The sequence below is a fragment of the Micromonospora sp. NPDC050200 genome (genome assembly GCF_040656135.1).
In the GTDB taxonomy this organism is placed as follows: Bacteria; Actinomycetota; Actinomycetes; order Mycobacteriales; family Micromonosporaceae; genus Micromonospora.
The window spans coordinates 47,447-65,862 of sequence record NZ_JBFALG010000038.1 but is presented as its reverse complement, the minus strand read 5'-3'; the positions used below and the strand labels follow the sequence as shown (position 1 = coordinate 65,862).

The window sequence follows — 18,416 nt, the reverse complement described above, 5'->3', positions numbered from 1 at the left end:
CATTCCGCGCGGAATGGCCACTCTTTCCGTGAAACTGCTCGGATCTTGAGCGGGGGCGCGGACGCGGGTGGGGGTGGGGGTGGGGGGTCAGCGGGTGGGTCGGGGTGGGCGGGTTCTGGGGCTGGTGGGGGGCGTTGCGTTCGGAGCGCCGGCCGGGGGTTCCGTCGTCGGCGCGGCGAGCGGGGTCTCGGCGGTCGGCGTAGCGGACTCCGGCCCGGCATCTCGTGCGGGGGAAGTGGCCCGGCTGCGACGGGGCGGTCGCGCCCGTCCAGCGCCCGCGGTCGACGGGTTGGTCGTGTCCGGCTGCGTGCCGGCCGTCGCCGGGTCCGTCCCGGCAGGCTGCTCGACCGGTCCCGTGCCGTCCGGGCGGGTGGCCGTCGTGGTCGCCGTGCCGGCCGATGCCGCGCCGGAGCCCGGGTCGCCCGTCCCGGCGGAGGTCCGCCGCGCCGCGCCGAGCGGGCCGGGGACGTCGAGCGGCTCACCGGCCGACGCGAGGTCGTCGTCGAACGCCCGGTCGTCGAGGTCGCCGGTGCGCTGCCGGGGCACCACCACCGCCTGCCGGGCGGCCGCGCGCCGTTCGGCGCGCTGGGCGAGCGCGGCCACCAGCACCGAGCCGGCCGCGCCGACGACGACCGCGTACGGCGCGACGAAGTGCGCCGAGACCTGCGCGGGGTTGATTGCGGCCAGCCGAGGCACGGCGACGAAGTACGCGACCGCGACGAGCAGTGGACCCGCCACGCCGGAAACGGCCGCGCCGAGTCGCCGCTCCGCCACCCGGGCGGTACGCCGCGCGGCCAGCGCGCCGATCAGCAGCGCCGAGCCGGCTGCCAGCAGCACTCCCGGCCAGTAGACGTAGTCCCGGACCCAGAACTGGGCGCTGTCGGTGCTGATCTGCCAGATGCCGAGCTGGGCCGTGGTCAACCCGCGCCCGGCTTGCACCCCGTCCGTCACCGAGACCATGACGAGCAGCCAGATCCAGCCGACGGTGGCGATCACGTTGGTGGCGGCAGCCCGCGAGTGCAGCGCCCAGATCGCGGTCAGCAGCCCGACCAGCACGCCGACCGCGGCGTACCCGGCGGCCAGGCTCTGTGGCGTGAAGGTGTCGGGCACGGTCGCCACCCGGGCCGGTACGGCCACCAGCAGCACCGTGGTCAGCGCGCCCACCGCGCCCGCGACGGCCAGGGCCACCCGGCGCAGCGTGCCCGCGTGCTCGGCGTCGCCCTCGCGCCCCCGCTCCCCCAGCCGCTGGGCGCAGACGGCGCCGGCGATGGTGGAGACGGCCGCGATCCAGGTCGCCCAGGCGAGGCTGGCGTACCAGGCGGCGCCGGCGGCGGCGGGCTCGACCGGTGCCCAGTCGATGACGCCCAGCCCGTAGGCGAAGCCCAGTTGTGCCGCGCCCACGCCGGCAGCGACGCCGACCGCGGTGGCGATCGATCCTCCCCAGCCCAGTCTGGCCATGCCGGGGAGCGTAGCGTCCCCTGGTCGGCGCGGCGAGTCGTGTGACGACCGGGACGACGTGCGGTGACGGCTTGGCATCGCCCGGTACGGTCGCTGGTGACGAGGCGGAGAGTGCGATGAGCGACGGACACACCCTTCTGGACACTCCGGCGCCGGGACGGCCGAATCGGGCCCCGCTGCTGATCGGCGGCGGGTTGGCGTTCGTCCTGCTGGCCACCGTGGGCGCGACCGCCGGCTGGGTGCTGGCCGGCCTGGGCGAGACGTCCCCCACCGATCCGCCGGCCGCGACCGCGGCGACCGCCCCCGCCCCGACCGGGGACCCGACCTCGGCCGCCGCACCGCCGCCGGTGGAGCAACCCGCCACCGTCGCGCCGACCACTCCCCGGACGACCACGCCTCCGGCGCCGAGCGCCGACTCCACCAGCTACGTGACCGTGCCGGACCTGGTCGGTGACGGCTTCGAGGGGGCCCGCAGCGACCTGCGTGACCGGAAGCTGGGGTGGCGGCTGATCTTCGGCACCGGGCTGGGGGAGAAGGTCGAGCGCCTCGACCCCGCCCCCGGCACCCCGGTGAGCCACGGCACCACCGTGAAGGTGTACGTCGCCGGGCCGGCACCGGAGGCCGAGGTGCCCGACCTGGACGACTACGACTGCGCCGACGCCGCCGCGACGATCGTCGAGCGGGGCTTCTACCCGCGCTACCGCACCGGCCGGGTCGGCAAGGTCCACTCTCAGGACCCGGAGCCCGACACGACCCGGCACTGGAACGACGAGGTCGCCATCTCCTGCGGCGCGGAGGAGGCCTAGCCAGGCGCGGCCGGACGGGCGGGTCGCCGCGCCGATCCGGGCGGCTGGTGACCCCGCCCATTACCGTGGACCGTCGAGGGCCACGACGCCTGCCCCCCGGTGGGAGAGGACGTGCGATGAGCAACGACCGCCAGGAGCCGCCCGCCGACGATCGGACCCGCCCGCTGCCCCGCGCCGAAGACGCCACCGGCCAGCCACCGGACCGGTCCGCACCGCAGCCGCCGCCCGACGCGACGGCCCGGCACGAACCGCTGGACGCGACGGCCCGGCACGAGCCGCTGGACGCGACGGCCCGGCACGAGCCGCTGGACGCGACGGCCCGGCACGAGCCGCTGGACGCGACGGCCCGGCACGAGCCGCTGGACGCCACCCGACCGCTGTCCCCGACGGGCGCCACCGGGCCGGAGCCGACCGCCCCGGCCGCGCCGGCCGTCTGGTCGGGGCGGGCCGGGGTGCCGCCGCCGCGTCGGGCCGACTACCGCGAGCCGGTCGAGTGGTACGGCGAGGAGCAGCGCGGACGCCGCTGGTGGACGCCGATCCTGCTGGGCATCCTGGCGCTGCTGCTGCTCGGTGTGCTCGGCGCGGGGATCTGGCTCGCGCTGCGGGCGGCCGACGAGCGGAACCAGGAGCCCTCTCCGCCACCGGTGCCGACGAGCGCGCCGGTGACCACGGCCGCGCCGACGAGCGCCGCCCCGACCACCGAGGCGCCCAGCACGCCGGCCACCACGGCGGCGGCCCGGATTCCGGTGCCGCCCCTGGTGGGGCTGCCCCGGGCGTCGGCCGAGCGGCTCCTGGACCGGCTCGACCTGTCGTACCGGGTCCAGACGCGGGAGTCGTCGGAGCAGCCTCCCGGCACGGTGATCGAGACCGACCCGGAGGCGGGTGAGTTGGTCCGCGCCGGCGAGGAGGTGACGTTGGTGGTGGCCGCCGCGCCGTCGCCGGCACCTTCGTCGACCGGGTCGGTCGAGCCGACGCCCGAGGTCACCGCCACCGGCTGAGGTGACTCACCACCTTCGGCGTCGGGTTCCGACCAGGCCCAGCCCGGCCAGCGAGATGGCCAGCCCGAGCACCCCGGAGTAGAAGAGCGACTGCCTGAGGGCCTGCCGGGCGTCGGCGGTGGACGAGCCGGCCAGGGCGGCCTCGCCACCGCCGGCTCCGGGCCGGGAGCCGGCACCGTTGTGGGGTTCGTCCGAGGTGTCCGCGCCGGGTGTGGTGTCGCCGTACCAGTGGTCGTCGGGGGCGGCGAGCTCCGCTGGATAGCCGGGTTCACCGGCGCCGGGAGGCGGTGAGCTCTGCTCGACCACGGTGATCTCGGGGGCGGGGACCGGCTCGGTCAGCCGGGTCGCCGATTCGGCCGGATAGCGCACCACCACCACGAGCGTGGTGGCGGCGCCGACCAGCGCCAGCAGCCCGAAGGCGTAACCGATACGGGACCTGTGGTGCCGCCGCGCGGCGGGCATATTGACCATGGCCATCCCAGGTTCAGGGTCCGGGACGCGCGGGGTGGTGACTTTCGCCGGGGTGGGCGTACCGAGTCTATGGCGACGGCACACCCCCCGACCGGGTAATGGCGGAGCTCAGCCCACCGCGACCGGGGCGCGGCTGATCGTCCGCCGGGCCCGTACGGTGTGCTGGCGGGGCACGGTCGCCACCTGGAGCTGCCGGAGACCGGCGTCCTGCACGAAGATCGACCGCCGGTTGACCGCGTCCCCCGCCGCGTTCAACTCGTAACCGTCGAGCCAGAGCCAACCGTCGTAGGTGGGCCAGTCGAGCACCCGGATGACCCGGAACGTGATGGGCCTGAGGAATTGGACACTCGCCGCGCGAGTCACGTGCAGTACGTCACCAGAGCGGGGAAGCACATGGGCTCCTGGGGAGGGAATGGCCGGCGGTACGCCGGACCGGAGGTGATCGGGGAAGTGCTGGGCCCGGTGACGGGGTCGTGCCTCGTGAACCGGTGATTCGGTGGTGGTGGTCGGGCCGTACCCGCTGGTGGCGGACCGCCACCCGACCATCACCGGTGCTGCTCCCGGGTACCGCTCCCGCCGCCGCAGCCGTCGGGCGTGCAGCGGCAGGGTCATCACCCCGGGGCAGGTCTCGTTGTCGCAGCTGGAACGGGTTGTTCGGCCGTCGTTCCGGCGCCGGTGTGGGTGCCGGACCGGCGATGCGTGGGTAGACGGTGAGTAACCCGAGCCATACGGACAGAGTGCATCAGCGACGTGCGACATGCAAGTTGCACGTCGACTTTTGCCGATACGTGAGCACGACACGTGAACGTGGCGCTTGATGACGCCGACCCCGGACCGGCACACTGGACGCCGGTTTCGCCCGACGCGGCCGGTCGACGACCGGCACCACCCCTGCCGCGAACGATCGCCCGCCGTTCGTCGGTTCGCGCCCTCGGCGGGTGGCGACGCAGGCGCGGGCCACCGGGAGGTAACCGGGTGAGCGCGAGGAACGGGCAGTCCCACCCGGCGAGCAGCGGAGTGACGCGGTGAGCGAGCGGCGCAGCCCCACCATCCGGCGTCGGCGGCTGGGCGCGGAACTCCGCCGCCAGCGCGAGGCGGCGAAGATCACCATCGAGACGGTCGCCGAGCAGTTGGAGTGCTCCGCCTCGAAGATCTCCCGGATCGAGACCGGCCACACCTCGGCGACGCCGCGCGACGTCCGCGACATGCTGCGGATCTACGGCGTGGTGGGCGTCGAGAGCGACGAGCTGGTGCAGATCGCCCGGGAGGCCCGGCAGAAGGGCTGGTGGCACCCGTACAGCACGGTGCTGGTCGGGGCCTACGTCGGGCTGGAGGCGGCGGCCAGCTCGATCCGCGCGTACGAGCAGCAGGTGGTCCCGGGCCTGCTGGAGACCGAGGAGTACGCCGGGGCCATGATCCGGGCGGCCCGCCCGGACTTCACCGACGACCAGGTGCAGCAACGGGTGCGTGTCCGTCTGGGCCGTCAGTCGTTGTTGACCCAGAACGATCCGGTCGATTTGTGGGTGGTGCTCGATGAGGCGGTGCTGAGCCGGCCGGTGGGCGGCGACGTGGTGATGCGTGGCCAGCTCCAGCGGTTGGTGGAAGTGGCGGAACTGCCGAACGTGACGCTTCAGGTCCTGCCCTTCGAGGTGGGCGCGCACGCCGGCATGGACGGCACCTTCACCATCCTCAGCTTCCCCGAACCGAGTGATCCCGATGTCGTGTACGCGGAGAACGCCACGGGTGGGCTCTTCCTGGAGAAGAGCGACGAACTGCAGAAGTACAGCTTCATCTTCGATCACATTCGAGCAGCGGCCATGCGCCCGGAGGAATCCATAGCTCACATCGCAAAACTGACAGAGGAGCCGCTGTGGAAATGGCGACCAAGGAGTTCCCCGTGGACCTGACGCAGGCGACCTGGTTCAAGAGCTCGAAGAGCGGGCCGAACTGTGACAACTGCGTCGAGGTGGCGTACGTGACCGGGGCGGTCGGCGTTCGGGACTCGAAGGACAAGACGGGCCCCGCCCTGGTCTTTGCTCCGGGAGACTGGCACGCCTTCGTCGCCGGCGCACGGAGCGGCGGGTTCGTCCGGCACTGATCGACGCAACGTGGCGTCGACGACGGGCCGGCCGGGAGATCCCGGCCGGCCCGTCGCCAGTTCCGTCCCGTCTCGTTGAACCCCTCGATACGGCGCTGGTCGACAACCCGCCGCACGGATCGGTAACCGAGCGAGGCAGGCGAGACGGATGACGACGATCGGTTCAGACAACCTCACCAACGGCCCGGGCAAGGCCGAGCGGTTCGGCGGCAAGTACCGCGGCGCGCGCCGGGACACCGTGCTCACCGAGGTCGGGTCCACCGACACCGAGACCGGCGGACGGGACGCCGGTTCGGCCGCGTCGGAGCAGGCGGGGCCGCCGCTGTCGCTGCCCTCGCTCGACCCGAACCCGCTGACCGAGCCCTCGTTCCCGCCGGCCGGGTGGCCGCTGGAGCCGAGCGGGTCGCTGGTCGACCACCCGCTGCTGCGCGGCCTGCTGATGGAGCTGCCGCCGAAGGGCAGCGTGCCGCCGCCCGGGTGGTTGGACCGCTGGTTCGAGGCGACCCGGGCGATCCTGGAGCTGCTATACGTGCAGGGGCCGGGCCGCACGCGCTGAGGCCGGCGCCGCCTCCGGTAACGCCCGCTCGGCGAGCCGGCTGTGCCGCAGCGCCAGACGTACCCCGATCGCGATGACCGCGAGACCGCCCAGGGTGACGGCCGGGCCGGTCAGGCGGGGGTCTGCGGCCAGGTCCAGCCCGGCGGCCGACAGCACGGGCGGCAGCGCGGCCAGGGCGGTGACCTGCACCGGCAGGCCGATCAGCGGATGCGCGCCGGCGGCCCGCAGGCCGTGCGGCGCCGGCGTCTCCGGCGCGCTGGCGAACGCGCCGGCACCGGCCCGGAGCCGGCGCAGCCGCCGTACCGTGCAGACCGCGACGGTGAGCGCCGGGCCGGCGGCGAGGCCGAGACCGGCGGCGGCCCGGTCGACCGGCGTCGCGCCGGCGCTGGTCAGGCCCACCGCCAGCACCGCCGCCGTCAGGCCGAGGCCGGTCAGGATCAGGGCGAGCAACCATCCGGTACGCCGCCGGAGTGCGCGGGCGCGGTCCAGCCGGGGCAGTCGGTCCGCCACGACGCCGGCGGCCAGCCAGACTGCGGCGATCGGCAGCAGAACGATGAGATGGTCATCCATGCGTTCAGCCTTGCCCGGATCGGCCCGCCGGGGAATCCGGGCCCGCCCCCGGTTCCACCCTCAACCCACCCCGTAGGGGTGGGGTCACCGTCCGTTCCGGACACACAGTGGACGGCGGAGCCGCGCCGGCGGTCAGACGGCGAAGGTGGGCGGGCGCTCCGTGGCCGGCGCCGGGGGCCGCGCCTTCCACAGGCCGGTCTTCTGGCCGGTGAGGCGGGCCAGGTAGGCCGGGTTGAGGATGACGTACCGGCGCCAGAGCCGCTTCGGCTCCAGGCCGAGCCGCCAGAACCACTCCAGCCCGGCCCGCTGCATCCAGGCGGGCGGCTGCCTGAGCAGGCCGGCGTGGTAGTCGAAGGCCGCGCCGACCGCCATCAGCGGCATGTCCAGCAGTGGCCGCATGGCGTACGCGAAGACTTCCTGGCGCGGGCAGCCCAGGCCGACCAGGACGAGCCGGGCCCCGCTGGCCCGGATCCGGTCGGCGATCTCCACGTCCTCGCCCGGCTGGACGTCGCGGAACTTAGACGGCTCCACCCCGGCGATCTTGAGGGCGGGGAACATCCGCTCCAGCGCCGGGATCAGCCGGGCCAGGGTCTCCTCGGTGGAGCCGTAGAGGTAGACCGGCAGCCCCTCCTCGGCGAAGCGGCGCAGCACGTGCAGGGTCAGCGTCGGGCCGTAGACCCGGTCGGACAGGCCGGCGTGGTGCAGCAGGTTGAGCGCCCAGCGGACCGGCTGGCCGTCCGGGGTGACCACGTCGAAGGAGTTGAGCCGGGCGTTGTGCGCCGGGTCGAGCACCCCGGTCATCACGCCGTGCACGGCCAGCGCGGTCAGCGCCAGCGGGCGGCGCTCGTGCCCGGCGGCCACCACCTGCTCGGTCGCCGAGGCGTAGTCGGTCGCGTCGACCAGGACGCCGAGGACGTTCCGCTTGCTCTGAGCGCTCACGCGCTCGCTGCGCTCGCTCATGGCTGCGGCACCCACTTGTCGACGTTGGCCTCGTAGATCTCCCGCATGATCATCGGTACGTCGTAGACCTGCTTCCACTCCGGGTAGTCGGCCTGGAACGCCTCGTTCGAGCCGATCCACCACTTGTGGTCGCCGATCCGGTTCGCCTCGACGTACTCGGTGACCATCTCCCGGCCGGTGATCTGCTCGGCCAGCGTGAACGCCTCCCGCATGGAGGTGTTCGAGTGCCGGCCGCCGCCCAGGTTGTAGACCGCCGCCGAGCGCGGGTTACGGAAGAACGCCTCGAACGCGGAGACCACGTCCGAGCTGTGGATCGCGTCCCGGACCTGCTTGCCCTGGTAGCCGAAGATCTTGTACGTGCGGCGCTCCATGTTCGCCCGCATCACGTACCCCAGGAAGCCGTGCAGCTCGGTCGCGGAGTGCGCGGGACCGGTCAGCGTGCCGCCCCGGAAGCAGGCGGTCCGCATGCCGAAGTAGCGGCCGTACTCCTGCACCATCACGTCGGCGGCGACCTTGGAGGCGCCGAAGACCGAGTGCAGGCAGGCGTCGATCGACATGTCCTCGCGGATGCCCTGCTCGTACGGGTGGCCCGGCTCGATCTCCCACCGGGTCTCCAGCTCGGCCAGCGGGAGGCTGTTCGGCCGGTCGCCGTAGACCTTGTTGGTCGAGCAGTGGACCACCGGCGCCTCGATGCAGTGCTCACGCACGTTCTGCAGCACGTTGAGGGTGCCGCCGGCGTTGACGTCGAAGTCGGTGAACGGGTCGCGGACCGCCCAGTCGTGCGAGGGCTGCGCGGCGGTGTGGATCACCACGGCGATGTCGCGGCCGTACCTCGCGAAGAGTTTCGCCAGCGAGTCCCGGTCACGGATGTCGATGCTGTGGTGGGAGTACGCGGACCCCAACTCGTCCGCGAGTCGCCGGACGTTCCACGCGGTCGACGCCTCGGCGCCGAAGAACTCCTGCCGCATGTCGTTGTCGATGCCGACCACGTCCAGGCCGAGACCGGCGAAGTGCCGGACCGCCTCGGACCCGATCAGACCGCCCGACCCGGTCACCAACGCGACACTCACACGCCACTCCTGGTCAGTAGGAGGCTGGGAACCATCGGAGCATAGCGTGACGTCCGGCACGCCCCGATACGACGCGAGGGCCCCGCAAGCTGCGGAGCCCTCGTCGATCTGGTGGGGAAGGGGGGAGTTGAACCCCCACGCCCTTTCGGGCACACGGACCTGAACCGTGCGCGTCTGCCATTCCGCCACTTCCCCGTGGCTGACCTCGAACACTGTAATCCGTGCCGGTCCGGCTGTCTCCAGCGGGCCCCGGACATCTTACGTGTCCTGCGTCATCGCCTCGACCGGTTACGCTCCGTGGAGCGGTCACCGTTCGCGGCGGACGAAAGACTAGCACGCCCGAAGGGTCCCTTCCGAACGGGCCGCCACGAGGCCGCCGAGCGGCGCGCGAGCTGCATGCGCGCCGGGCGGATACCATCATGTCCTCGGGACCCGAGGAGGAGCCGGTGAGCGTGCTGCAACGCTTCGAGAAGCGTCTGGAAGGCCTGGTCGAGGGGGCCTTCGCCAAGGTCTTCAAAGGGGTGGTCCACCCCGTGGAGATCCTCAACGCCATGCAGCGGGAGGCCGAGGCGCACAAGGCCATCCTGGCTGGTGGGCGCACGTTGGTGCCCAACCGCTACGTGATCGATCTCTCGCCGTACGACCACAGTCGGCTGGCGCCGTACGCCGCCGCGCTGGCCCAGGAGCTGGCCCAGTCGCAGGCGGAGTTCATCGGCGAGCAGGCGTGGACGGTCTACGGCGACGTGATCGTCGAGATCGAGCGCGGCGAGGGGCTGGACACCGGCATGTTCCGGGTCACGGCCGAGGTCTACACCGGTGGCGAGGTCGCCCCGGTCTCCGCGCCCGGCGGCTACGACGCCGGCCCGCCGGCGTACCCGTCGTACGACCAGGGTGGCGGCTACGGCCCGCCGCCGGGGCACGGTGGCGGCGCCCGTAACGTCCGGCTGGTCTCCGGTGACGGCCGCACCTACCCCCTCCAGATGGGGTCGACGGTGATCGGTCGCGGCGACCAGGCCAACCTGCGCCTGCCGGACGTCGGCATCTCCCGGCGACACGCCCGGCTGGACTTCGACGGCGGCCAGGTCGTGCTGACCGACCTCGGGTCGACCAACGGCACGATGGTCAACGGCCAGCGCGTCTCCGCGGTCGCCCTCAACCCCGGCGACATGGTCCAGCTCGGCACCACCACCCTGACCTTCCGCGTGGACGGCTGACCCGCCTTGCCGGAGCTCGTCATCACCGTCGCCCGGTTCGGATTCCTCATCCTGCTGTGGATCTTCGTGTTCACGGTGGTCGGCGTCATCCGCCGCGACCTCTTCGCGGGAGCCCGGTCGGGCCGGCTGGTGGCCGCGCCGCGCGCGGTGGGCGCCTCCAGCGGGCAGGCGTTGAAACCGGCCAAGGTGAAGCGGGGCAGGGCCGCCCACCAGCTGGTGGTCACCGCCGGCCAGCTCGCCGGCACCCGGATCACCCTCGGCGAAGCGCAGATCACCATCGGGCGGGCCGATGACTCCACCCTCGTCATCACCGACGACTACGCCTCCGCGCGGCACGCCCGGCTCGTGCCACGCGACGGGCAGTGGTTCGTCGAGGACCTCGGCTCGACTAACGGCACCTACCTGGATCGCGCTAAGGTCACCGGACCAACCCCCGTCCCCCTCGGCGTGCCGATCCGGATCGGCCGCACTTCTCTCGAATTACGGCCATGACTCTGACCCTGCGCTACGCGGCCCACAGCGACCGCGGTCTGATCCGAGACGGAAACCAGGATTCCGTCTACGCCGGGCCGCGGCTTCTCGCCGTCGCCGACGGCATGGGCGGCATGGCCGCCGGTGACGTCGCCAGCAACATCGTCATCGGTGCCATGGCGCCGCTCGACGAGGACGTCCCAGGGGACGCCCTCGTCGATGCGCTGCGTTCGGCCGTCGGCACCGCCAACCAGCAGCTCCGCGACACCGTGGACGCCAATCCGCAGCTGGAGGGGATGGGCACCACGCTCACCGCGACCCTCTTCTCCGGCAGCAAGCTCGGCATGGTCCACATCGGTGACTCGCGGGCCTATCTCCTGCGCAACGGTGAGTTCGCGCAGATCACCAAGGACGACACCTACGTCCAGATGCTCGTGGACGAGGGGCGGATCAGCGCGGAGGAGGCGAGCAGCCACCCCCAGCGCTCGCTGCTCACCCGGGCCCTCGACGGCCGCGACATCGACCCGGAGTACAGCGTCCGCCAGGTGCTGCCCGGTGACCGCTACCTGATCTGCAGCGACGGCCTCTCCGGCGTGGTCAGCGCGGACACCATCGCCGACACCATGCGGGAGTACACCGACCCGCAGCAGTGCGTCGAGCGGCTGGTCCAGCTCGCGCTGCGCGGCGGCGGCCCGGACAACATCACCGTGATCATCGCGGATGCCACCGACCAGGACATCGTCGAGGCGAGCCCGATCGTCGGCGGCGCCGCGTCCCGGGACCGGGGCATGGCCACCTCCGCCGACGTCTCCACCCCGGCGGCCCGCGCCTCGGCGCTCTCCGCGCCGCGTCCCCCGGTGCCCGAGGACCCGGCCGCCGACCGGGACGACGAGCCGGAGCGTCCCCGCCGCCGGCCGCTGCGTACCGTGGCGATGCTGGCGGCGCTGCTGGTGATCCTCGGCGGCGGTCTCTTCGCCGGCTGGACCTACACCCAGCGGCAGTACTACGTCGGGGCGACCGAGCAGGGGCAGCTCGCGGTCTTCCGCGGGGTCCCCGGCCAGGTCGCCGGGCTCGACCTGTCCAGCGTGCACTCGACCAGCCAGGCCAAGCTGGACGACCTCACCCTCGCCGCGCAGGAGCAGGTCAAGCAGGGCATCCAGGCCAAGAGCGAGCCGGACGCGGTCCGCCGGCTGGCCGAGCTGACCAGCGACGACCCGGCCAACCCCAACCTCAAGCCGGTCTGCCCGCCGAGCCCGACCGTGGCGGTGAGCGCCTCCGCGGTCGCGCCGACGGCCAGCCCGGCCGCACCCACCCCGGCCGCCAGCGGCGGACCGGCCGGCACCGTCACCCCCGCGCCGACCACCACGCCCGACGCCTCGGCCTCCGACCCGGTACCGCCGGTCGTGGACCCGGCGGGCTGCCGGTCGACCGATTGAATGTCGGCTGAGAGCCCGAGGATCGATCCGTGACCGCAGCGGCCACACCGGCAGTCTCGCCCGCCACGACGGGCGAGCAGCCCGGCGTACGCCTGGCCCGGTCCCGGCGCAACTCGGAGCTCTCCCTGCTGCTGCTGGCGATGGTGCTGGTGGCGGCGTACGGGGCGATCATCGAGGCGAACATGCTCGACACGGTCACCCCGGACTTCTGGATGCCGGCGGCGGTGCTGGGCGCGCTGTTCCTCGGCATGCACCTGGTCATCCGGTGGCTGGCGCCCTTCGCCGACTCGGCCCTGCTGCCGGCGGTCGCCCTGCTCAACGGGATCGGGGTCGGCTTCCTGCGCCGGCTCGACCTGGGCAAGGCGGCGCCGGCCGAGCGGGAGACGCTGGCCATCTTCGCCGGCAACGGCGGGCGCCAGCTGGCCTGGACGCTCGCCTCGGTGATCCTCGCCGCGGTGCTGCTGTTCATCATGAAGGACCACCGGGCGGTCTCCCGGTACGCGTACACCCTCGGCCTGGCCGGCATCGTCCTGGTGATGATCCCGGCGGTGCTGCCCGCCAGATACTCGGAGATCTATGGCGCCAAGCTGTGGATCAAGGTCGGCGGCTTCAGCATCCAGCCGGGTGAGTTCGCCAAGCTGGCCCTGCTGGTCTTCTTCGCCTACTACCTGGTCCGCAAGCGCGAGGTGCTCTCGCTGGCCAGCCGCCGGGTCCTCGGCATCGACTTCCCGCGCGGCCGGGACCTCGGCCCGGTGATCGCGGTCTGGGCGTTCAGCCTGCTGGTGCTGGTCTTCGAGAAGGACCTCGGCACCTCGCTGCTCTACTTCGGCATGTTCGTGGTGACGCTCTACATCGCCACGGAACGGGTGAGCTGGCTGCTCATCGGTCTGCTGCTGTTCTTCGGCGGCGCCTACCTGGCGTACGTGCTGGGCGGCACGATCGGGGGGCCGTTCGCCAACTTCCACCTGCGCGCCGAGATCTGGCTGGACCCGTTCTCCGACCCGTACGAGAAGGGCTACCAGCTGGTCCAGGGCCTGCTGGCGCTGGGCAGCGGCGGCCTCTTCGGCGCCGGGCCGGGCGCCGGCGAGCCGCTGTTGATCCCCGAGGTGCAGAACGACTTCATCTTCGCCGGCATCGGTGAGGAGATCGGCCTGTTCGGGCTCACCGCACTGCTGGTGACCTACCTGCTGATCGTCGAGCGGGGCCTGCGGGCCGGGCTCGCCGTCCGGGACTCGTTCGGCAAGCTGCTCGCCGGTGGTCTCGCCTTCACCCTCGGGCTCCAGGTCTTCGTGATCGTCGGCGGGATCAGCAAGCTCATTCCGCTGACCGGCCAGACCACGCCGTTCCTCTCCGCCGGTGGCTCGTCGCTGATGGCCAACTGGCTGCTCATCGCGGTACTGCTGCGGGTCTCCGACGCGGCCCGCCGCCCGGTGACCCAGGGCTCCGGTCCGGCGGCCCGACCCGCCGGCGGCCCGCCGGAGCAGTTGCACGGCGCCCCCACGGAGGTGATCCGCCCGTGAACGCACCCCTGCGCCGCGTCGGCGTCGTCGTCATGATCCTGTTCGGTCTGCTCTTCGCGAACCTCAACTGGATCCAGGCCTACAAGGCCGATGAATACCGCACCAGCGACTACAACGGCCGGGTCCAGGTGGCCTTGTACGAGCGCCCGCGCGGCAACATCGAGGCCGGCGGCACGGCCCTCGCCACCAGCAAGGCGACCAGCGGCAAGCTGAAGTACCTGCGCAACTATCCGGGCGGACCGAAGTACGCGCACGTGCTCGGCTACGAGCCGGTCAACCTCGCGGACACCGGCATCGAGCGGGTGGAGAACGACTTCCTCGCCGGCACCAGCGACGCGCTGATCGCCAACCGGATCAAGGACATGTTCACCGGCGACAAGACCGGTGGTGGCAACGTGCTGCTCACCATCTCCAAGCGCGCCCAGGACACCGCGTACGAGCAGCTGCGGAACAACAACAACGGGGTCAAGAAGGGCGCGGCGATCGCCATCGACCCGCGTACCGGGGCGGTGCAGGCGCTCGTCTCGATGCCGAGCTTCGACCCGAACCCGCTGGCCGACCACGACACGAACAAGGCCACCGCCACGTACAACCAGCTGGAGCAGGACCCGGACGAGCCGCTGAAGAACCGGGCGCTCTCCGAGACGCTGCCACCCGGCTCGACTTTCAAGATCGTGGTGGCCGCCGCAGCGCTGGAGAACGGGGTCGGCAAGAACACCCAGATCCCGGCCGGGTCGAGCTGGACCCCGCCGACCTCGGGCTCCCCGATCCGCAACGCCGCGCCGTCGATCTGCCCCCAGTCGCAGGTCACTCTGATGGACGCGGTCACCCATTCGTGCAACACCGGCTTCGCCCAGCTCGGCGTGAAGCTCGGCGCGGACACCCTCAAGGAGAAGGCCCGGCAGTTCGGGTTCGAGCAGGACGACCTCACCGTCGGCCAACTCGGCGAGGGCGGCCTCACCGTCGCACCGAGCCGGACCGGCGCGATGGAGGCCCCCGGCGGCGGCACGGACCCGGCCGCGCTGGCCCAGTCCTCCATCGGGCAGCGCGACGTCAAGATGACCCCGTTGGAGGGCGCGCTGATCGCCGGCACGGTCGCCAACAGTGGCAGTCAGATGCGGCCGTACCTGGTGAAGCAGCTGCTCGCGCCGGATCGCACCACCAGCTACTACACCGCCAAGCCCCGCGAGCTGCGCCAGCCGGTCAACGGCACGGTCGCCGCCGACCTGCGGGAGATGATGGTCAGCGTCGTGGAGAACGGCAGCGGCCAGAAGGCGCAGCTCCGCGGCTACACCGTCGGCGGCAAGACCGGCACCGCCCAGTCCGCGCCGAACCGGCCCGACCACGGCTGGTTCATCGGCTTCGCCCTCGACAAGAACGGCACCCCGGTCTCCGCGGTGTGCGTAATGCTGGAGGAGGCGGGCAGCGGCGGCAGCGGCGAGGCGGCCCGGATCGCCGGCAAGATCATGCAGGCCGCCATCGCCGACTCCGGGGGCCGCTGACATGCTCCACCCCGGCGTCCAGCTCGGCAACCGCTACCGCCTCGACGAGCGGATCGCCAGCGGTGGCATGGGTGACGTCTGGCGCGGCACCGACCAGGTGCTGGGCCGTACCGTGGCGGTGAAGAGCCTGCTCCCGGCGCTGCTGGACGAGCCCGGCTTCGCCGAGCGGTTCCGGGGCGAGGCGCGGACCATGGCCACCATCAACCACCCGGGCGTGGTGGACGTCTACGACTTCGGCAGCGACCAGCACATCGCCTTCCTGGTGATGGAGTACGTCGAAGGCGACGCCCTGTCGGCGACGCTGAGCCGGGTCGGCCGGCTCACCCCGGCCCGGACGATGGCGCTGGTCGCCCAGGCGGCCGACGCGCTGCACGCCGCCCACGAGAAGGGCATCGTGCACCGGGACGTGAAGCCGGGCAACCTGCTGGTCCGGCCGAACGGGACGCTGGTGCTGACCGACTTCGGCATCGCCCGCTCCGACCTGGTCGGCCAGCTCACGGCCGCCGGCTCGGTGCTCGGCACCGCCTCGTACATCTCCCCGGAGCAGGCCACCGGCGCGGTCGCCACCCACGCCTCCGACGTGTACGCGCTCGGCGTCGTGGCGTACCAGTGCCTCGCCGGCCGGCGCCCGTTCGAGGGGGACAACCCCCTCGAGATCGCCATGAAGCACGTCCAGGAGCCCCCCCGGCCGCTGCCCGGCGACATTCCGCCGCAGGTGAAGGCGATCGTGGAGCGGGCCCTGGCCAAGGATCCGTCCGCCCGCTGGCCGAGCGCCGCCGCGCTGGCCTCGGTGGCCCGGCAGGCGAAGCTCGCGCTCTCCCAGCAGGCGCGGGCCGGTGGTCACGCCAACCCGGTCTCGGCGGCGCCGGCCTCGCCGGCCGCCCCGGTCGCCCGCGCCCAGGTGCCGACCGCCCGTCAGCAGCACCGCCCACCCGCGCTGGCCCAGCAACCCCGACCGTCGGCCGCCGGTCCGGCCCGCCCGCCGGTTGCCGCGCGACAACCGCAGCCGCCCGTGGCGGCGCAGCGCCCGCCGGCCCCGGCCGTGCCGCAGGCCCGGCCGCTGGTCGCGCAGCCCGTGCCGCCCCGCGGGGCCGCGGTCGTGCCGCCGGCCTCCACCCGGTCCGACCGCCCCGTCGGGTACGCCCGGCAGCCGGTTCCGGCTTCCGTTCCGCGTCGTTCCAGGTCAGGGATGGTGACGGTGGCCATCCTGCTGGCCGTACTGGTCCTGGTCTGCTCCGGCGTGATTTCCTACAGGGCGCGGCAGGACGCGCACGCCGGTGACCCCGGCGCGTCCGGCCCGCTGAGCGTGACGTCCGGCGCGGTGAGCGCGTCTGGACGCGACGATCTGGCCCAGACGCCGTACCGTCGGGTGGAACGGCTCCGACCGGGTGGCGACGAGACGACGACGAGCGAAGGACGACGAACGCGATGACAGCGCAGGCCCGCCTGCTCGGTGGCAGGTACCAGGTCGGCGAGCTGCTCGGCTACGGCGGCATGGCGGAGGTTCACCGTGGTCGTGACCTCCGGCTGGGCCGGGACGTCGCGATCAAGATGCTCCGTACCGACCTGGCCCGGGACGCCACCTTCCAGATGCGGTTCCGCAGGGAGGCGCAGAACGCCGCCTCGCTGAACCACCCGGCGATCGTCGCCGTCTATGACACCGGCGAGGAGACCGCGCCGACCGGTGAGACGCTGCCGTTCATCGTGATGGAGTTCGTCAACGGCCGGACGCTGAAGGAGGTCCTCGGGGTCGAGGGCCGGCTCCAGCCGCGCCGGGCGCTGGAGATCTGCGCCGACATGTGCGCCGCGCTGGAGTTCAGCCACCGGCACGGGATCATCCACCGGGACATCAAGCCGGGCAACGTGATGCTCACCCAGACCGGCCAGGTCAAGGTGATGGACTTCGGCATCGCCCGGGCGTTGGCCAGTGGCGCCACCACGATGACCCAGACCAGCGCGGTCATCGGCACCGCGCAGTACCTCTCCCCGGAGCAGGCGCGCGGCGAGGCCGTGGACGCCCGCTCCGACGTCTACGCCGCCGGTTGCGTGCTCTTCGAGCTGGTCTGCGGGCACCCGCCGTTCGTCGGGGACAGCCCGGTGAGCGTGGCCTACCAGCACGTACGGGAGGCCCCGCCGACGCCGAGCGACATCAACCCGGACGTCAACCCGGCGGTCGACGCGATCGTGCTCAAGGCGCTGTCGAAGAACCCGCTCAACCGATACCAGAGCGCCGGCGAGATGCGGGCCGACCTGCTCCGGGCCGCCGCCGGCCGCCCGGTGCTGGCCACCCCGGTCATGCCGCAGGACGAGACGGCGCACCTGGCTCCGGCCGCCGGTGGCGGGTACCCGACGCAGGTCGGCGGCGCGCAGACCCGGCAGCAGGTGCCGGCGCGGGTCGGCGATCCGGGTCGGCGCAAGAGTTCGGCCTGGGTGATCGCCGCGTTCGCGGCGGTCGGTGTGCTGGCGGTGATCGCCCTGGTGACGGCGCTGCTGATGCAGAGCAGCGGCCCGGAGAAGACCCAGGTGCCCAACCTGGCGGGTAAGGACCAGGCCACCGCGTTCACCGAGGTCCAGAACGCCGGCCTGAATCCGGTGCTGGGCGACCAGGTCTTCAACAGCACCTGCACGGAGGGCACGGTTGCCGAGCAGAACCCACCCGCCGGCAGCAGCCTGGAGCAGAACAGCCAGGTGACGGTCAAGATCTGCGGCGGAAAGCCGGAGGTCAAGGTCCCGACCGGTCTCGAGGGAAGCAAGCGTGCGAGCGCAGAGGCCCGGTTGAAGGACGAGAAGTTCAAGGTCAAGGTCGTCGAGAAGGACAGCGCCGAGAGTGAGGACATCGTCCTCTCGGTTTCGCCAGCAGAAGGTCAGCTCGTGCCGGAGGGCACCGAGGTGACGTTGACGGTCTCCAAGGGCAACGTCCGGCAGGTGCCGGACGTGGTGGGTCTCAGCCAGGCGGAGGCTACCCGTTCCCTGCAGAACGCCGGCTTCAAGGTCGATGTCGAGCTTGGTCGGGAGGTGCCGGCGGACGAAGCGGGCAAGGTCGTCAGCCAGGATCCCAAGGGCGACAGCAAGAAGACGCGTGGCAGCACGGTGACCATCGTGGTCAGCGTCCCCGAGGCCAGCCAGGAGCCGACCCCGCCCACCGGGACTCCGACCAGCCCGCCCCCGAGCACCGGCAACGGTGGCGGTCTGTTCCCCCCGCCTCCGGACAACGTCCCCGCCGAATGAACTGGACACAGCACTGACGAAGGCCCGGTCCCCCTGCGGGACCGGGCCTTCCGGCTAC

General features: G+C 72.6%; 18 protein-coding genes and 1 tRNA gene. 12 read left to right on the top strand and 7 right to left on the bottom strand.

The features are described 5' to 3' along the window. Positions 1 to 87: 87 nt before the first annotated feature. Positions 88 to 1,458 (bottom strand): hypothetical protein, encoded by a 1,371-nt coding sequence (locus tag AB0I41_RS23470; protein WP_357111247.1) that lies wholly within the window; start codon positions 1,456 to 1,458, stop codon positions 88 to 90. 116 nt (positions 1,459 to 1,574) lie between these two features. On the opposite strand from AB0I41_RS23470, the gene AB0I41_RS23465 reads away from it, so the two are divergent. Together AB0I41_RS23465 and AB0I41_RS23460 are read left to right on the top strand one after the other, a co-directional pair. Further along, positions 1,575 to 2,264: a PASTA domain-containing protein gene (locus AB0I41_RS23465; protein WP_357111245.1), complete on the top strand. Its 690-nt coding sequence runs from the start codon at positions 1,575 to 1,577 to the stop codon at positions 2,262 to 2,264. Between the two features lie 116 nt (positions 2,265 to 2,380). After that, complete coding sequence (locus tag AB0I41_RS23460) at positions 2,381 to 3,262, top strand: PASTA domain-containing protein (RefSeq protein ID WP_357111242.1); 882 nt, start codon at positions 2,381 to 2,383, stop codon at positions 3,260 to 3,262. A 6-nt stretch (positions 3,263 to 3,268) separates the two neighbouring features. Here AB0I41_RS23460 and AB0I41_RS23455 read toward each other — a convergent pair whose 3' ends face one another. Together AB0I41_RS23455 and AB0I41_RS23450 are read right to left on the bottom strand one after the other, a co-directional pair. Next, on the bottom strand, positions 3,269 to 3,739 hold the full coding sequence (locus tag AB0I41_RS23455; RefSeq protein ID WP_357111240.1) for a hypothetical protein: 471 nt from the start codon (positions 3,737 to 3,739) through the stop codon (positions 3,269 to 3,271). Between the two features lie 102 nt (positions 3,740 to 3,841). Continuing rightward, entirely contained in the window at positions 3,842 to 4,126 is a 285-nt protein-coding gene (locus AB0I41_RS23450) for a hypothetical protein (RefSeq protein ID WP_357111238.1), read from the bottom strand. Between the two features lie 632 nt (positions 4,127 to 4,758). Between AB0I41_RS23450 and AB0I41_RS23445 the strand changes: the two genes are divergently transcribed. The 3 genes from AB0I41_RS23445 (at position 4,759) to AB0I41_RS23435 (ending at position 6,387) form a co-directional block, all read left to right on the top strand. Then, positions 4,759 to 5,640 carry a helix-turn-helix transcriptional regulator gene (locus tag AB0I41_RS23445; RefSeq protein WP_357111235.1) on the top strand — a complete coding sequence of 294 codons (882 nt, stop codon included), beginning with the start codon at positions 4,759 to 4,761 and terminating at the stop codon, positions 5,638 to 5,640. Further along, positions 5,610 to 5,831, top strand: coding sequence for a DUF397 domain-containing protein (locus AB0I41_RS23440; RefSeq protein ID WP_357111232.1), 222 nt, complete (start codon positions 5,610 to 5,612; stop codon positions 5,829 to 5,831). Before AB0I41_RS23445 ends, AB0I41_RS23440 begins: the two co-directional genes overlap by 31 nt. A gap of 148 nt (positions 5,832 to 5,979) precedes the next feature. Next, positions 5,980 to 6,387 carry a hypothetical protein gene (locus AB0I41_RS23435; protein WP_357111229.1) on the top strand — a complete coding sequence of 136 codons (408 nt, stop codon included), beginning with the start codon at positions 5,980 to 5,982 and terminating at the stop codon, positions 6,385 to 6,387. Here AB0I41_RS23435 and AB0I41_RS23430 read toward each other — a convergent pair. From AB0I41_RS23430 to AB0I41_RS23415, 4 genes are all read right to left on the bottom strand, one after another. Next, positions 6,355 to 6,957: a hypothetical protein gene (locus tag AB0I41_RS23430; protein ID WP_357111226.1), complete on the bottom strand. Its 603-nt coding sequence runs from the start codon at positions 6,955 to 6,957 to the stop codon at positions 6,355 to 6,357. The two genes, AB0I41_RS23435 and AB0I41_RS23430, sit on opposite strands and share 33 nt — an antisense overlap. A gap of 132 nt (positions 6,958 to 7,089) precedes the next feature. Beyond that, the gene (locus AB0I41_RS23425; RefSeq protein WP_357111223.1) at positions 7,090 to 7,917 is read right to left on the bottom strand and encodes a WecB/TagA/CpsF family glycosyltransferase; all 828 of its coding nucleotides are present in this window, start codon (positions 7,915 to 7,917) and stop codon (positions 7,090 to 7,092) included. Further along, the gene (locus AB0I41_RS23420; protein ID WP_357111220.1) at positions 7,914 to 8,987 is read right to left on the bottom strand and encodes an NAD-dependent epimerase/dehydratase family protein; all 1,074 of its coding nucleotides are present in this window, start codon (positions 8,985 to 8,987) and stop codon (positions 7,914 to 7,916) included. The genes AB0I41_RS23425 and AB0I41_RS23420 overlap by 4 nt, the downstream gene beginning before the upstream one ends. A gap of 109 nt (positions 8,988 to 9,096) precedes the next feature. Continuing rightward, positions 9,097 to 9,182 (bottom strand) — tRNA-Leu (locus AB0I41_RS23415). Between the two features lie 224 nt (positions 9,183 to 9,406). On the opposite strand from AB0I41_RS23415, the gene AB0I41_RS23410 reads away from it, so the two are divergent. From AB0I41_RS23410 to pknB, 7 genes are all read left to right on the top strand, one after another. Further along, positions 9,407 to 10,201 carry a DUF3662 and FHA domain-containing protein gene (locus AB0I41_RS23410; RefSeq protein ID WP_357111217.1) on the top strand — a complete coding sequence of 265 codons (795 nt, stop codon included), beginning with the start codon at positions 9,407 to 9,409 and terminating at the stop codon, positions 10,199 to 10,201. A 6-nt stretch (positions 10,202 to 10,207) separates the two neighbouring features. Further along, the gene (locus AB0I41_RS23405; RefSeq protein ID WP_357111214.1) at positions 10,208 to 10,693 is read left to right on the top strand and encodes an FHA domain-containing protein; all 486 of its coding nucleotides are present in this window, start codon (positions 10,208 to 10,210) and stop codon (positions 10,691 to 10,693) included. Further along, entirely contained in the window at positions 10,690 to 12,108 is a 1,419-nt protein-coding gene (locus AB0I41_RS23400; RefSeq protein WP_357111211.1) for a PP2C family serine/threonine-protein phosphatase, read from the top strand. The genes AB0I41_RS23405 and AB0I41_RS23400 overlap by 4 nt, the downstream gene beginning before the upstream one ends. Before the next feature lie 140 nt (positions 12,109 to 12,248). After that, positions 12,249 to 13,628, top strand: a complete 1,380-nt coding sequence (locus tag AB0I41_RS23395) for an FtsW/RodA/SpoVE family cell cycle protein (protein ID WP_357111256.1) — start codon at positions 12,249 to 12,251, stop codon at positions 13,626 to 13,628. Next, the gene (locus tag AB0I41_RS23390; RefSeq protein WP_357111208.1) at positions 13,625 to 15,130 is read left to right on the top strand and encodes a penicillin-binding transpeptidase domain-containing protein; all 1,506 of its coding nucleotides are present in this window, start codon (positions 13,625 to 13,627) and stop codon (positions 15,128 to 15,130) included. The genes AB0I41_RS23395 and AB0I41_RS23390 overlap by 4 nt, the downstream gene beginning before the upstream one ends. 1 nt (position 15,131) lies before the next feature. Continuing rightward, entirely contained in the window at positions 15,132 to 16,562 is a 1,431-nt protein-coding gene (locus tag AB0I41_RS23385) for a protein kinase (RefSeq protein WP_357111205.1), read from the top strand. Next, positions 16,559 to 18,358 carry a Stk1 family PASTA domain-containing Ser/Thr kinase gene (pknB, locus tag AB0I41_RS23380; protein ID WP_357111202.1) on the top strand — a complete coding sequence of 600 codons (1,800 nt, stop codon included), beginning with the start codon at positions 16,559 to 16,561 and terminating at the stop codon, positions 18,356 to 18,358. The genes AB0I41_RS23385 and pknB overlap by 4 nt, the downstream gene beginning before the upstream one ends. Positions 18,359 to 18,416 lie beyond the last annotated feature (58 nt).

What these genes read in the sequence shown, in the direction of transcription:
- AB0I41_RS23470 (WP_357111247.1), bottom strand. Translation starts at nt 1,458, where the DNA reads ATGGCCAGACTGGGCTGGGGAGGATCGATCGCCACCGCGGTCGGCGTC.
- AB0I41_RS23465 (WP_357111245.1), top strand. Translation starts at nt 1,575, where the DNA reads ATGAGCGACGGACACACCCTTCTGGACACTCCGGCGCCGGGACGGCCG.
- AB0I41_RS23460 (WP_357111242.1), top strand. Translation starts at nt 2,381, where the DNA reads ATGAGCAACGACCGCCAGGAGCCGCCCGCCGACGATCGGACCCGCCCG.
- AB0I41_RS23455 (WP_357111240.1), bottom strand. Translation starts at nt 3,739, where the DNA reads ATGGCCATGGTCAATATGCCCGCCGCGCGGCGGCACCACAGGTCCCGT.
- AB0I41_RS23440 (WP_357111232.1), top strand. Translation starts at nt 5,610, where the DNA reads ATGGCGACCAAGGAGTTCCCCGTGGACCTGACGCAGGCGACCTGGTTC.
- AB0I41_RS23435 (WP_357111229.1), top strand. Translation starts at nt 5,980, where the DNA reads ATGACGACGATCGGTTCAGACAACCTCACCAACGGCCCGGGCAAGGCC.
- AB0I41_RS23430 (WP_357111226.1), bottom strand. Translation starts at nt 6,957, where the DNA reads ATGGATGACCATCTCATCGTTCTGCTGCCGATCGCCGCAGTCTGGCTG.
- AB0I41_RS23425 (WP_357111223.1), bottom strand. Translation starts at nt 7,917, where the DNA reads ATGAGCGAGCGCAGCGAGCGCGTGAGCGCTCAGAGCAAGCGGAACGTC.
- AB0I41_RS23410 (WP_357111217.1), top strand. Translation starts at nt 9,407, where the DNA reads ATGTCCTCGGGACCCGAGGAGGAGCCGGTGAGCGTGCTGCAACGCTTC.
- AB0I41_RS23400 (WP_357111211.1), top strand. Translation starts at nt 10,690, where the DNA reads ATGACTCTGACCCTGCGCTACGCGGCCCACAGCGACCGCGGTCTGATC.
- AB0I41_RS23395 (WP_357111256.1), top strand. Translation starts at nt 12,249, where the DNA reads ATGGTGCTGGTGGCGGCGTACGGGGCGATCATCGAGGCGAACATGCTC.
- AB0I41_RS23385 (WP_357111205.1), top strand. Translation starts at nt 15,132, where the DNA reads ATGCTCCACCCCGGCGTCCAGCTCGGCAACCGCTACCGCCTCGACGAG.
- pknB (WP_357111202.1), top strand. Translation starts at nt 16,559, where the DNA reads ATGACAGCGCAGGCCCGCCTGCTCGGTGGCAGGTACCAGGTCGGCGAG.